We start from the raw sequence: 13,671 nt of genomic DNA, 5'->3' as shown, positions 1-13,671 counted from the left end.
AAAGAAAAATGTTTGATTGTGAATATTTTATCCAGAATTTTGCTCTATAGCAATTTTTTCCGACTTTATATAGTAAATTTCTATATGCTTAGTCCTATTTGCTGAATTTTTCCTGCTATTTTGTACAGTTTTTAAAGTTTTCCAAAATTTTAAACAACTATCTCCCATGCAGTTTAACAAGAACTCAACGAGATATCGCACGCTTTGCAAGCTATACTCGTTATGAATAAAAAAAAGCCATAAAGAATCAAAATCGTTTGCACTAGATTATTTTGATTCTTTACAGCTCTAATTCGTCTTATTACGCCAAAAAATCTTTTTCCTTTATAAATTTCAAAAGCACTTCTCCCAGAATAATCTGCCCTTCCGGAAGAAGATGCACCCGATCCGGAAAGCGGGGAAGGGCTAAATCAAAGGGACTAAAGCATAGTATTCCTTCTTCCTTGCAAAAGGCCTTTAGGGAAGCATCCCATTTTCCGTCCAAGGTAGAAAAAGCTTCATAAGAACGGTCTCCTGGAAAGGACAGAGAGGGAGGGGCGATATACAGGATATGCTCCTTCGGGAAGGGAATCCCGTAGCGAGGACAATCCTCAAAAAATTCCGCCAACCTTTTGATGACTCTCTCTCCGTCAGGTCTTCCAAAGCTTAAGTAATCGTTGATTCCCAGAAAAAGAATCATTCTATCTTCAGGCCCAAAACCCTCGCAGGCTTTCTTCAAGTCCTCCCACTCAAAGGGAAGCTCCGGAATGCATCGCCCCACCTTTGCTTCCACCAGAAGGGAATAGTCGGGAAACGCCTGTTCCAAGGTATAATAATACCGTTCTTCCAAGGGCAAGCGCAGGTCCTGATGCTTCTCATTGGGAAGATAGCCGTAACTGATAGAATCTCCGTAAATCAGTAGTTTTTTCACCTTGCGCTCCCTTCTTATTTTGCAGCGGGCCCCGCCACACGCTCCGATTCTCCGGAAACCTTTTTCGTGATTTTTTCCCGATCAAAATACTGAATCATGGCTTTTGCACATTTTCTACTGGTAGAAAATGCATCCTTAAGAGTGGCAATACCCAGGACTTCTTCCTTTTGAAAATATTCCAATACCCAAGCCTTAACCTTCTCCAAATCCTGTGAAAGAATCAAAAGCTCAGGATCCTCTCCTACCTTCACCACTCTTCCTTCCACTACGGTATTCTGCAAAATGTCCTGAAAATCTTCTTCCTTGGCCTTTCCTCTTTCCAGCTCTTCCAATTTTAAGAGCTGATAGCCGGCATTTTCCAGAGTCGTTAAAATAGATTTTTCTATACTTTGATAATTTGCGTCTTTAAAATCCTCTTGGGAGGAAAGATAGAGCAGATCTCCCTTAGTTTGCAGCTCGGGAAGGAGAGAAAGCAGGGCATCAAAGACCTTGGCATTGCCCTTTTTCCATAACTTTTCCCGTAATTCCGCCTTTGCCATGCCGATACGATAGGGATGGGCTTTTCGGAATTTTTCCAACTCTTCCTTACATTTACTCTCCCAATAAAATTTATTGTCTCCATGAAGATAAACTGTTCCCTGCTGCAAAGGAAGCTCACAAAGCTTTCCGTTACCGCGTAGCTCCTCCACAAGGGGAAGCAATTCCTCATTTTCCAAAGAAAGGTCTTTTCCCGCCTCCTTTAGGCCGGCACCAAATTTTGCTTCCAGGAAATAAGTCTCCAAAGTCTCCTCCAAGGAGCCCTCTTCCTTTCGTCTTAAGGCATCAATTTCCTCTTCCCGAAAACGTTTTTTCTTCTTGGCATTGGCCTCCAGAACAGTGCCTCCGCCAATGGTTTCCACAGGACTGTAAAACCGAAGAAGGAAGGGATCCCCTTTGGCAAAAACCATTTCCTGCTCTAAAAGAATCTGACAGTATCCCTCTTCCCCTGCCTCAAGCTCCTCTTTGTCCAGAAGAATAATACGACAAAGCAGCTCTGCGGTACCGGTCAGAAAATGCAGTCTATCTCTGTTTTTAATAGTTCTTTGTGTGGAGGGGAGAATGCGCACCTTGGCATCCAAAAGCTTGGTATTTTCAAAGCTGTTTTCCCGAGCCAGTACAGCACCTTTCTTGATATCGCCCTTCTTTAATCCTGTAAGGTTCAAGGCCACTCTCTGTCCTGCCACCGCCTGCTCCGCATCCTGTTCATGAACCTGGATATTTCGGATGCGCACCGGAAGACGCTTAGGATAAATCTCCACCGCATCCCCCTTTGTCAAAGTTCCGGAAATCAAGGTACCGGTAATAATGGTTCCCAGGCCCTGCAGGCTGAAGATCCTGTCAATGGGGAGTCTTGGAAGACCGCTGGGGCTTTTTTCCGGAAGAGTTTTCACCATTTCCAAAATAGCGTCCTTGCAGCTATCGATTCCCGCACCTGTTTTCGTGGACACCTCCACAATCTTAGCCTTCTCCAGCATAGTGCCCCGGAATTCCTCCCGAATATCCTCTTTCACCATGGAAATCCAGTCTTCATCCACCAAATCGCATTTGGTCAGCACCACAATGCAATTCTCAATACCAAGGAGAGATAGAATATCCAAATGCTCTCTGGTCTGGGGCATAATGCCCTCATCCGCCGCCACCACCAGGAGCACCATATCCATACCGCAAACCCCGGAAACCATCTGCTGAATAAATTTCTCATGTCCCGGTACATCAATAACACCACAGCGGGTACCGTCCTTTAAGTCAAACCAGGTAAAGCCCAGCTCAATGGTAATTCCCCGATCCTGTTCTTCCTTTAAGCGATCCGTCTCTCTTCCGGTTAAAGCACGGATAAGAGACGTTTTACCATGGTCGATATGTCCGGCGGTTCCGATAATGATATGTTTCATGAAGTCCTCCAAAGCAAGTATTTACAGGCTCCCCTTCTTTTTAGCATAAAGGATGACCTGGGCGATGATACTGATCACAAACAAAAGCAAAGAAAGCATCTGACTAACCGCAATGCCGGTTCCGAAGAACATCAGGGAGTCCGCCCGAAGCCCTTCAATAAAGAAGCGTCCAAAGCCGTATAGCATTAAGTAAAAGAGGAAAATCTGTCCGTCATAGTTCTTTCTTTTCGAGTAGTTATAAAGAAAAAGAAAAACACAGAGATTCCACATACTCTCATAGAAAAATGTGGGATGCACCTGAATATAGGATACGCCGGAAATATACTGCAAATTCGAGAGCACATCACTGTTCAGCATCCCCGGATTCACAATGCTTTCCTTAATCCGCATGGCCAGTAAGGAATTTGTATATCCCCCAAAGGCCTCCGCATTAAAGAAATTGCCCCAACGGCCGATGGCCTGCCCCAAAATCAATCCGATAGCACCGGAATCCGCCATCGGCAGAAAGTTCAGCTTTCTTTTCTTGCAAAAGCCTATACAGGTGGCAATAGCCGCCAGTACGCCGCCATAAATCGCCAATCCTCCCTGACGAATATTGGGTATCTCCAGCAAATGCTTGGAATAATATTCCCACTCGAAAATCACATAGTAGAGCCTGGCGCCGATGACTCCCAGAACAATTACAATCAAGGCAAAGTCCTGAATATCCTCCACCTTGTGGCCATGCTTGGCATAATCCCTTGATGCCACCGACATCCCCAGAAGCATTCCGATTCCGATAATGATGCCATAGAAAGCTATAGAAAAACCAAAAACTGAGATACTGTTCTGTAATTTTTCAATGCCGATTCCCAGGTGGGGAAAATATAAATCATAGTTTTCCATTCTCTGTCCTTCCCTTTTATGATACGCGCCCTATCTTCCGGCACTTTAAGTCTCAAATATAGCAGCTCAGAAGCTCATCGCTATCCCCGCAATCCCTTCACTATCCCTGCAATTTCTTCACTATCTCTTGCCTTTCTTGAACGGCAAAACCTAAGCCTCCAAAAGCTTTAAGAACTCTTCCTCTGTTAGAATCGGAATCCCCAGTTCCTTAGCCTTCTTGTTCTTACTGCTTCCGGATGTGCTGTCATTGTTGATTAAGTAGTCCGTGTTTTGAGACACGGAAGAACTGCACTGTCCGCCGGCTTTTCGGATTTCCTCCTCCAAAGCCTTTCGATTGGGAAAATGATGAACCGAGCCGGTAATCACGAAATGCTTTCCGCTGATTCCGCTCTTCTCTTCCTTCTCTTCCTTTTCCAAATGTAAAATAGAAAGAAGCTCTAAAATAATCCTTTGATTTTCTTTCTCTTGAAAATACTCTACAATACTATCCGCCAAAACCTGCCCAATGCCCTTCACCTGAAGAATTTCTTCTTTCGTGGCATCCATCAGCTTGTAGGGATCCTGGGAAAAGGCCTCTGCCAACATTCTGCCGTTACTGACGCCGATTCCCTCTATCCCCAGGCCATAAAGAAGCCTGCCCAGATTGGAGATTTTAGCCTTCTCAACATTTTCCTGTATTTTCTCAAAGGACTTTAGGCCAAAGCCCTCCATGCCGATGATTTCTTCCCTATGCTTTTCCAAGGAGAAAAGATCCGGGAATTCTTGAATAAAGCCTCTACCCAGCCATTTTTCCAAGGTCATCTCGGAAAGCCCCTCAATATTCAAAGCATCTCGACTGGTAAAAAGAGCAAACTGCTTAATCCGCTTTGCCGGGCAATGGGGATTTGTGCAGTAGAGCATCTTGGTTTCCCGATCCTTAACAATCTTGGTTTCTCCCTGACAGGCAGGACAGTGCTTGGGAATCTCCAAATTCCCGGACTTTGTTTTGTTTTCCCCAATCTGGGGGATAATCATATTTGCCTTATAAACCGTGATTTCATCTCCGATACCAAGGGCCAAGTCCTCGCAATAAGTGATATTGTGAAGGCTGGCTCTGCTGACCAGGGTGCCCTCCAGCTCCACCGGCGTAAAGATAGCCACAGGGTTAATTAAGCCCGTTCTACTGGGAGACCATTCCACAGAAAGAAGCTTTGTGCTTTCCTCCTCGTCCTGCCATTTAAAGGCAATGGCATTCCGGGGGAATTTGGCGGTTCTTCCCAAACTTTCTCCATAGGCGATATCGTTATATAAAAGCACCAACCCATCGGAGGGGAAGTCATTTTTCGGCATCAGCTTGGAAAATTCCGCCACCGCTTCTTGGATACTTTCAGCGTTAACCATTTTTCTATGTACCACGGAAAATCCCTGCTTTTCCAGAAAACGGAACTCTTCCTCATGTTGGTTATGAAAATCCGGAGCTTTTCCCGCTTCCTCCGCAAGCACTAGGCTAAACAAAGAAATCTGCACCCTTCTTTCCTTCGTCACCTTCGGATCCAGCTGACGAACGGAACCGGAGCAAAGATTTCTGGGGTTTTTGTATTTGGCTCCCTCCTCCGGAAGCTCTTCATTAATTCTTTCAAAATCGGAATAGGAAATAAAGGCCTCTCCTCGCACCACAAGACGTCCCTTAAAAGGAATCTGTAATGGCAAATTTTGGAAGGTCTTGGCGTTTTCCGTAACAAGCTCTCCTACGATACCGTTTCCTCTGGTTACCGCCTTTACAAGCTTTCCCTCTTGATAATGCAAAACGATGGTTAATCCGTCCAATTTCCAGGAAAGAATTCCCTCCTGCCCCTGTAAAAAGCTTTGCAAATCCTCTACTGACTTGGTTTTATCCAAAGAAAGCATAGGCGTTTCATGGGTTTCCTTGGGGAGAGCGGTAGCCACCGCATAGCCTACATTTTGGCTGGGACTTCCGGAAAGTACCACGCCGCTCTCCTTTTCCAGACTCAGCAAAATATCATAGGCCTTGTCGTACTCTAAGTTGGAGACAATCTCTCTTCCCTCCTGATAATAGGCCTTAGCCGCCTCATTCAAAAAGGAAATCAACTCCTTCATTCGGGCAATACTATCCTGCTTATCGGCTTCTTGCAATCCGCTATTTTCTTCTATTTTGCTATCTTCTTCTATCTTGCTATTCTCTTGACTCCCCATACCGTCCTCTTCACTTCTCAGCCTATTGCTCTTCACTCTCCGAACCATCATCCTTTGCGTTGCAGGCTTCCCTCAAAAAACTCTAAATCTTCTCTCTTGATTTCGAAATATTCTCCGGGTCTCATTTTTCCCAGCTCTATATTCATCACCCGAATACGCTTTAAGCGAGTCACCTCATAGCCAAGGGCTTCGCACATTCTTCGAATCTGGCGATTTAAGCCTTCCGTTAAGACAATGTGGAACTGCTTCCGCTGAATCTCCTTGGGTAGCTTCGGATCTTGCCAAAGCACTGCCCGTCTGGTGCTTCTTTCCAGTTCCGGAAGGTAAACCCCGGAGGACATTTCCTGTAAAAATTCCTTAGTAATCGGCTTATCCACAGAAACAATATATTCTTTTTCCTTATAGCCGCTGGCTTTATTGATTTGATTAACCAGATCTCCCTGATTGGTCAAAAGCAACAAGCCTTCAGAGTCCTTATCCAGGCGACCGATCGGATAGATTCTTTCCTTATAACCGATGGCCTCAATGACATTTTTCCCTCTGTCTTTCTCTCCTGTGGTACAGATAATGCCTCTTGGCTTATAGTATTTCAAGAGTACCGGCTTGGGCTTTTCCTTCTTATGCCCCTTGCCGGAAATAAGCTTCCCGTCTAAAAGAATCTCCTCTTTTCCCATGATTTCCATGCCAAGGCTTGCCTTCTCTCCGTTTACCAAAAGCTTGCCTTCGGAAATATAACGGTCCGCCTCTCTTCTGGAACAAATTCCCATGGCACTGAGCCACTTATTGATACGCATTCTTCCCCCTTATTCCTAATGAATAAACATGGCATCTCCAAAACTGAAAAAACGATACTTTTCCTTTACCGCCTCTTCGTAGGCATGCAAAATCTTCTCCCTGCTGGACAATGCGGACACCAGCATAAGAAGGGTGGATTCCGGCAAATGGAAGTTGGTAATCAAGGCATCCATCACCTTAAATTCAAATCCCGGATAAATGAAAATGTCTGTCCAGCCGGACTTGGCTTCTATTTTTCCGCTTTCTCTTGCGGCAGACTCCAGGGCTCTACAAGAGGTGGTTCCGGTGCAAATCACCCTTCCTCCTCTTTTCTTGCAGGCTTCTATCTTCTCCGCAACCTCTTGGGAAACGGAATAATACTCGGAATGCATGTGATGCTTCTCCACTTCCTCCATTTTCACCGGCCGGAAGGTACCAAGGCCCACATGAAGGGTGATGCGAAGAATCTCAACCCCCTTAGCCTCACACTGCTCCAGTAATTCTTTTGTCCAATGCAGTCCCGCCGTAGGGGCTGCCGCAGAGCCCTCTTCTTTAGCATAGACGGTATTATAACGGGTTCTATCCTCTAATTTATGGGTAATATAAGGGGGAAGAGGCATCTCTCCCAGTTGGTCCAATACCTCTTCAAAAATTCCGCTGAATTCAAAGCGAATCAGCCGGTTTCCCTCCTCTAAAATATCTACTATCTCCGCTTTCAGTCTTCCATCCCCAAAGGAAATCCTTGCGCCGGGCTTTAGCTTCTTTCCGGGCTTTACCAGACACTCCCAGTGCTCCTTATCTTTCCGATGCAACAAAAGCACCTCAACCTGTGCTCCGGTATCTTCCTTCACACCGTATAACCTTGCCGGAATTACCTTGGTTTCATTTAAAACCAGACAGTCTCCCGGATGCAAATAGTCCAGGATATCATAAAAATGCTTATGCTCGATTTCTCCCGTTTCCTTATTTAAAAGCATAAGTCGGGAGGAGGAACGATTTAGCAGGGGGTCCTGCGCAATCAATTCCTCCGGTAAATCATAATAAAAGTCCTTGGTATTCATGGAATTCCCTTCTGTAACTCTATCTCCTATCCGTTACCGGATGGTAATACTTTAGCTATACTATTTCTTTGGATAAAGACTATATCTGCCAGGTCATCTATCCGTTACCGGCAGTCGTACTTTCTGTAGCTCCTTCTGAGCTTGTCGTAGCTGTTGTTTCTGTACCGGCATCTGCTAAAGTGTCTCCACCGGCATTTTCCGCCGATACAGGGTTTTCGGAAGCTGAAGAACTTGCTTCCCCACCGGGAGACAGGGAAACACTGCCATCGGATTCTGTAACCGCAGCCGGCCCATCATCATTTACCTCTAAAAGAGATACCTCGGAATCAATGGAGGCCTGATCCTGGGTATAGATTCTTCCGGTCTGGAAGGCATCATAAAGAACAGCCAGTCGAGAATCTGAAGACAGAGCCTCTAAAAGCTGAGAATCCACCGCGTTGATTAAATCCTGCACATTGGCATGGGTGGCAATATAGGCATGAATAAATTTTGTTTGCTCCGGAGTTTTATTTTCCACCAACTCAAAGGAATTCTGGTCATTTACCCGCATATAGCAGTACATCAAAGCCGGTGCCGGAGTTTTCGCCCTTCGGAAATGTACCTGATACTGCAAGAAAATAAGCTTTTCATTCTCTCCTATACCCGGAACCGCGTAGGTTTTTATATTGTCATAGGCTTCAATGTATCCAGCTTGGGTTTTCAGCTGCTTTTGTAACCTTTCTCTTTGCTCCTTGCTTTGATTTTCCACACCGCTAAGGCGATAAAGCGTATCCACATCCGCAGCAAGCTTTGCTTGAAAATACTCCTGGAAAAATTTTACCAACACATCATCATTGTATTCCGCTAAAGTCTGATCTGTATCCTCTTCCACATCTGAAGAACTGACAATGGTAGAAGTGCTGGCCTTCGGCTTTGCTTTCTCCTGATAGGGTGATGCGCCGAAGCCAAAAGCTTCCAATATTTTAATCAGAACAATCAAAACCAAGACAATAATCGGTATCAGAAAAAAGGATTGCTCATGGAAATCCCTTCTCTTTTTCTGAATCTTATGCAGTTTTCTCTGTCGTTGATTTCTTTTCTTTAAAATAATCTTTTCTCGACTTTTTTTCGACAACATTTTCTTTACATCATCTAAAGTATCAAGATTTTTTCCCATATTTTTTGTCCTATCTTTGTTCAGTTTAACTTTTCTATCATAACGCACTTTAGGTAAAAAATACAGCAAAAAAGCGTGTTCCTTACGAAACACGCTTTTCTTAAAGATTCGTTTAGAGATTCTTTCTAATTACTCAAGAATCTTAACAACTCTTCCGGATCCTACAGTTCTTCCACCCTCACGGATAGCGAAACGAAGTCCCTCTTCCATAGCGATTGGGTGAATAAGATCTACTTCCATCTCAGTGTTATCACCGGGCATAACCATCTCTACGCCGTCTGGCAGCATGCAGATACCGGTTACGTCAGTTGTTCTGAAATAGAACTGTGGACGGTAGTTGGTGAAGAAAGGAGTATGACGTCCACCTTCATCCTTTGTTAATACGTAAACCTGAGCGGTAAACTTCTTGTGGCACTTTACAGAACCCGGCTTACAAATAACCTGTCCTCTTTCGATCTGGTCACGGTTGATACCACGAAGAAGAAGACCAACGTTATCTCCTGCCATAGCCTCATCAAGCTGCTTACGGAACATCTCGATACCGGTGATAACGGACTTCTGAGTCTCCTCGTTGATTCCAACGATTTCAACTTCATCAGATACGTGAAGAACTCCACGCTCTACTCTACCGGTAGCAACAGTTCCACGTCCTGTGATGGTGAAGATATCCTCAACAGGCATAAGGAAAGGCTTATCAGTCTCACGAGCCGGCTCCGGGATATAGCTATCTACAGCATCCATAAGTTCCATGATCTTATCGCCCCACTCGGACTTAGGATCTTCAAGAGCCTTTAATGCGGAACCCTTGATTACAGGGATGTCATCTCCAGGGAACTCATACTCGGAAAGAAGCTCTCTAACTTCCATCTCTACAAGCTCAAGAAGCTCTGGATCGTCAACCATGTCACACTTGTTCAGGAATACAACGATAGCAGGAACACCTACCTGACGTGCAAGAAGGATGTGCTCTCTTGTCTGTGCCATAACACCGTCAGTAGCAGCTACTACGAGGATAGCTCCATCCATCTGAGCAGCACCGGTGATCATGTTCTTAACATAGTCGGCGTGTCCCGGGCAGTCAACGTGAGCATAGTGTCTCTTCTCTGTCTCGTACTCAACGTGAGAGGTGTTGATGGTGATTCCTCTTTCTCTCTCTTCCGGAGCCTTATCGATGTTAGCGAAGTCTGTTGCTGTGTTACCAGCTACACGGTCTGCTAAAACCTTGGTAATAGCAGCTGTAAGAGTTGTCTTACCGTGGTCTACGTGTCCGATAGTTCCGATGTTACAGTGTGGTTTGGTTCGCTCAAAATGCGCCTTTGCCATTTCAATACCCTCCTAATAAATGTAATACAACGAAAATCATGCCAAGCACCAACGCATGCATAGCATGCGAATTGCAGTACATCCCAAGTTCGTCCGAAAAAGAACCCAGTGACCATGATTTTATCATTAGTTTTCCTTGAAAGCAAGCCTTTTTCTGTAGTCTAAAGGGCTACAGAAAAGGCCTGTTAAATCTTCTTTTTTCTATCCCATAGTTAAGTTTTTCTATGGAATAAATGCATTCTTTTTCCTACGTGATTCTATTACTTCTTTGTGTCCGCAAGTACCTTCTCCTGAATGTTCTTAGGACACTTCTCATATCTTTCGAAGAACATGGAGTAGTTTGCTCTACCCTGTGTCTTGGAACGAAGGTCTGTTGCATATCCGAACATCTCTGCCAGTGGAACGTAGGCATTAACCTGCTTTCCGGAAGGGATGTCTTCCATGCTCTCGATTCTACCACGACGAGAGTTTACGTCTCCGATTACGTTACCCATATACTCTTCCGGTGTAGTAATCTCCACCTTCATGATAGGCTCTAAAAGGATTGGATCTGCCTTCTGCATAGCGTTCTTGAAGGCAATGGATCCTGCAAACTCGAAGGCACGCTCATTAGAGTCGACCTCGTGGTAAGATCCGTCATAAACGTTTGCATTAACACCCAGTACAGGGAATCCTGCAAGAATACCGGAATTGGCAGCTTCACGAATACCCTTCTCGATTGCAGGGATGTATTCCTTAGGAATAGATCCACCCACAACGGTAGACTGGAACTTGAAGAGCTCTTCTCCGTTTGGATCCATAGGCTCGAACTTAACCTTACAGTGTCCGTACATACCGGAACCACCGGACTGGTGAATGTACTTTCCTTCCACATCAACAGGCTTTGTGAAAGTCTCTTTGTAAGCAACCTCGGGAGCACCAACGTTTGCCTCTACCTTAAACTCACGAAGGAGACGGTCTACGATAATCTCAAGGTGCAACTCTCCCATTCCGGAGATGATGGTCTGTCCTGTTTCCTCGTTGGTTCTAACACGGAAGGTAGGATCTTCTTCGGCAAGCTTTGCCAAAGCCTCACCCATCTTACCCTGAGAAGCCTTAGTCTTAGGCTCGATAGCCACAGAGATAACAGGCTCCGGGAATTCCATGGACTCGAGGATGATGGGGTGCTGCTCATCACAGATGGTATCTCCTGTGGAAGTAAGCTTAAATCCTACTGCCGCAGCGATATCTCCGGAGAATACCTCATCCAACTCGTTTCTCTTGTTTGCGTGCATCTGCAGCAAACGTCCAACTCTTTCCTTCTTTTCCTTTGTGGAGTTCAGAACATAAGAACCGGTCTTTAATGTTCCGGAATACACACGGAAATATGCCAACTTACCAACGAAGGGGTCAGTCATAATCTTGAATGCCAGAGCAGCGAAAGGTGCACTGTCGGAAGAAGGTCTGCTGTCAGGCTCTCCATCCATATCGGTTCCCTGAATATCGGGAACGTCTGTCGGTGCAGGTAAGAAATCAATAACCGCATCCAAAAGCTTCTGTACACCCTTGTTACGGTAAGCAGTACCACAAAGACAAGGAATAGCCTGTCCTGCAATGGTACCCTTACGAAGGGCTGCCTTTAATTCCTGCTCGCTTGGAATTTCTCCCTCAAGGTATTTCTCCATAAGGTCATCATCCAACTCGGAAATCTGCTCTACTAACTTCTCACGATATTCCTCAGCCAAGTCCTTGAACTCTTCAGGAACATCTGTGATCTCGATATCTTCACCCTTGTCATCCTTGTAGAAGTAAGCTCTCATCTCGAAGAGATCGATTACTCCTTTAAAGGTGTCTTCTCTTCCCATCGGAACCTGGGTAATGATACAGTTCTTACCCAAACGATCTACGATAGTCTGAACAGAGTGGAAGAAATCCGCTCCCACAACGTCCATCTTGTTGATGAACGCCATACGAGGTACATTGTAGGTATCTGCCTGACGCCATACGTTCTCAGACTGAGGCTCTACACCGCTCTTTGCGTCAAATACACCTACTGCGCCGTCCAAAACACGAAGAGAACGCTCAACCTCTACGGTAAAGTCTACGTGTCCTGGGGTGTCAATAAGGTTGATTCTATATTCCGGTGCCCCTTTAATCTTCTTGTGCTCCTTTTCAGGAATCCAGTGGCAAGTGGTTGCAGCGGAAGTAATGGTGATACCTCTCTCCTGCTCCTGCTCCATCCAGTCCATGGTAGCACTACCTTCGTGGGTTTCTCCAATCTTGTGGTTTACACCGGTGTAATAGAGGATACGCTCGGAAAGTGTTGTTTTACCGGCGTCAATATGCGCCATGATACCAATATTTCTTGTGTGCTCAAGGGAATACTGTCTTTCAGCCAATGTCTTTCCTCCTATTAGAATCTGTAATGAGCAAATGCCTTATTGGCCTCAGCCATTCTATGCATCTCCTCTTTACGCTTTACTGCAGCACCCGTATTGTTTGCCGCATCCATGATTTCATTTGCGAGTCTCTCCGCCTGTGTCTTCTCAGAACGCTTTCTGGAGAACTCTGTAAGCCAACGAAGCGCCAAAGTCTGACGTCTTTCCGGCTTAACTTCCATCGGTACCTGATAAGTTGCACCGCCGACTCTCTTCGCTTTTACTTCGAGAACGGGCATGATGTTATTCATCGCCTCATCAAATACTTCCAGCGCATCCTTCTCTGCTTTCGCAGTTACTCTTTCAAATGCACTATAAACGATTTTTTGTGCTACACCCTTCTTTCCATCCAGCATGATGGAGTTTACAAGCTTTGTTACAAGCTTGGAATTGTAAATCGGGTCTGCAAGCACGTCTCTGTGTAGAGTATGTCCTTTACGTGGCACGTTACTTCCCTCCTTAAATATGTCATTTAGATCTACGGTACTCTCTTTCGGTTATCCCTCTGAGTTCATGCGGAATTGGACACATCCACTTTATTAAAAAGAAATTGTGACCAAATGCTTCCGTCATAACCATGTCTAAACCATGTTTTACGCTGTCGCTTTTGCGACACGCTCCTGCAACTACTTACGCCTTCTTAGCCTTAGGCTTCTTTGCGCCGTACTTCGAACGAGCCTGCATACGGTTTGCTACGCCTGCGGTATCCAGTGTTCCACGGATGATATGGTATCTTGTACCGGGTAAATCCTTAACACGACCGCCACGAATCATAACAACAGAGTGTTCCTGAAGATTATGACCCTCTCCCGGAATGTAGGATGTCACTTCGATTCCGTTGGAGAGACGAACTCTGGCAATCTTACGAAGTGCGGAGTTCGGCTTCTTCGGTGTAGCAGTTTTAACCGCTGTACATACACCTCTCTTCTGAGGAGCGCTGTTCGTAGTTGCTCTCTTCTTTAAGGAATTGAATCCTTTCTGAAGAGCAGGGGCTGTGGACTTCTTCTTGGAAGTTTCTCTG

At 45.3% G+C, this 13,671-nt stretch carries 11 protein-coding genes; all 11 read right to left on the bottom strand.

Translation table 11 applies throughout. The annotated features are described in order from the left end of the window. Nucleotides 1–301 precede the first annotated feature (301 nt). Nucleotides 302–910: a GDSL-type esterase/lipase family protein gene (locus tag RDQ32_RS01800; RefSeq protein ID WP_308578905.1), complete on the bottom strand. Its 609-nt coding sequence runs from the start codon at nucleotides 908–910 to the stop codon at nucleotides 302–304. Nucleotides 911–924: 14 nt separating this feature from the next. Further along, complete coding sequence (gene selB / locus RDQ32_RS01795; RefSeq protein ID WP_308578904.1) at nucleotides 925–2,841, bottom strand: selenocysteine-specific translation elongation factor; 1,917 nt, start codon at nucleotides 2,839–2,841, stop codon at nucleotides 925–927. 21 nt (nucleotides 2,842–2,862) lie between these two features. Further along, nucleotides 2,863–3,726 (bottom strand): prolipoprotein diacylglyceryl transferase, encoded by an 864-nt coding sequence (lgt, locus tag RDQ32_RS01790; RefSeq protein WP_308578903.1) that lies wholly within the window; start codon nucleotides 3,724–3,726, stop codon nucleotides 2,863–2,865. Between the two features lie 150 nt (nucleotides 3,727–3,876). Beyond that, complete coding sequence (gene ligA, locus RDQ32_RS01785; protein ID WP_308578935.1) at nucleotides 3,877–5,823, bottom strand: NAD-dependent DNA ligase LigA; 1,947 nt, start codon at nucleotides 5,821–5,823, stop codon at nucleotides 3,877–3,879. A gap of 143 nt (nucleotides 5,824–5,966) precedes the next feature. Then, on the bottom strand, nucleotides 5,967–6,713 hold the full coding sequence (locus RDQ32_RS01780; RefSeq protein ID WP_308578901.1) for a pseudouridine synthase: 747 nt from the start codon (nucleotides 6,711–6,713) through the stop codon (nucleotides 5,967–5,969). A 15-nt stretch (nucleotides 6,714–6,728) separates the two neighbouring features. Next, nucleotides 6,729–7,754, bottom strand: a complete 1,026-nt coding sequence (gene queA / locus RDQ32_RS01775) for a tRNA preQ1(34) S-adenosylmethionine ribosyltransferase-isomerase QueA (RefSeq protein ID WP_308578900.1) — start codon at nucleotides 7,752–7,754, stop codon at nucleotides 6,729–6,731. Between the two features lie 97 nt (nucleotides 7,755–7,851). Further along, nucleotides 7,852–8,910 carry a hypothetical protein gene (locus RDQ32_RS01770; protein ID WP_040649503.1) on the bottom strand — a complete coding sequence of 353 codons (1,059 nt, stop codon included), beginning with the start codon at nucleotides 8,908–8,910 and terminating at the stop codon, nucleotides 7,852–7,854. 129 nt (nucleotides 8,911–9,039) lie between these two features. After that, complete coding sequence (gene tuf, locus RDQ32_RS01765) at nucleotides 9,040–10,233, bottom strand: elongation factor Tu (RefSeq protein ID WP_007157961.1); 1,194 nt, start codon at nucleotides 10,231–10,233, stop codon at nucleotides 9,040–9,042. A gap of 260 nt (nucleotides 10,234–10,493) precedes the next feature. After that, nucleotides 10,494–12,611 (bottom strand): elongation factor G, encoded by a 2,118-nt coding sequence (fusA, locus tag RDQ32_RS01760; RefSeq protein WP_308578899.1) that lies wholly within the window; start codon nucleotides 12,609–12,611, stop codon nucleotides 10,494–10,496. Between the two features lie 14 nt (nucleotides 12,612–12,625). Further along, a complete protein-coding gene (gene rpsG / locus RDQ32_RS01755) occupies nucleotides 12,626–13,096 on the bottom strand; it encodes a 30S ribosomal protein S7 (protein ID WP_298476782.1) in 471 nt (156 codons plus the stop codon). A gap of 184 nt (nucleotides 13,097–13,280) precedes the next feature. Next, a partial coding sequence (rpsL, locus tag RDQ32_RS01750) for a 30S ribosomal protein S12 (protein WP_308578898.1) occupies nucleotides 13,281–13,671 on the bottom strand: 391 nt, incomplete at its 5' end.

Source organism: uncultured Oribacterium sp. (assembly GCF_902481605.1).
Taxonomy (GTDB): domain Bacteria; phylum Bacillota; class Clostridia; order Lachnospirales; family Lachnospiraceae; genus Oribacterium; species Oribacterium sinus.
This window is presented reverse-complemented; position numbering and strand designations above follow the sequence as displayed.

What these genes read in the sequence shown, in the direction of transcription:
- selB (WP_308578904.1), bottom strand. Translation starts at nt 2,841, where the DNA reads ATGAAACATATCATTATCGGAACCGCCGGACATATCGACCATGGTAAA.
- lgt (WP_308578903.1), bottom strand. Translation starts at nt 3,726, where the DNA reads ATGGAAAACTATGATTTATATTTTCCCCACCTGGGAATCGGCATTGAA.
- ligA (WP_308578935.1), bottom strand. Translation starts at nt 5,823, where the DNA reads ATGAAGGAGTTGATTTCCTTTTTGAATGAGGCGGCTAAGGCCTATTAT.
- RDQ32_RS01780 (WP_308578901.1), bottom strand. Translation starts at nt 6,713, where the DNA reads ATGCGTATCAATAAGTGGCTCAGTGCCATGGGAATTTGTTCCAGAAGA.
- queA (WP_308578900.1), bottom strand. Translation starts at nt 7,754, where the DNA reads ATGAATACCAAGGACTTTTATTATGATTTACCGGAGGAATTGATTGCG.
- RDQ32_RS01770 (WP_040649503.1), bottom strand. Translation starts at nt 8,910, where the DNA reads ATGGGAAAAAATCTTGATACTTTAGATGATGTAAAGAAAATGTTGTCG.
- tuf (WP_007157961.1), bottom strand. Translation starts at nt 10,233, where the DNA reads ATGGCAAAGGCGCATTTTGAGCGAACCAAACCACACTGTAACATCGGA.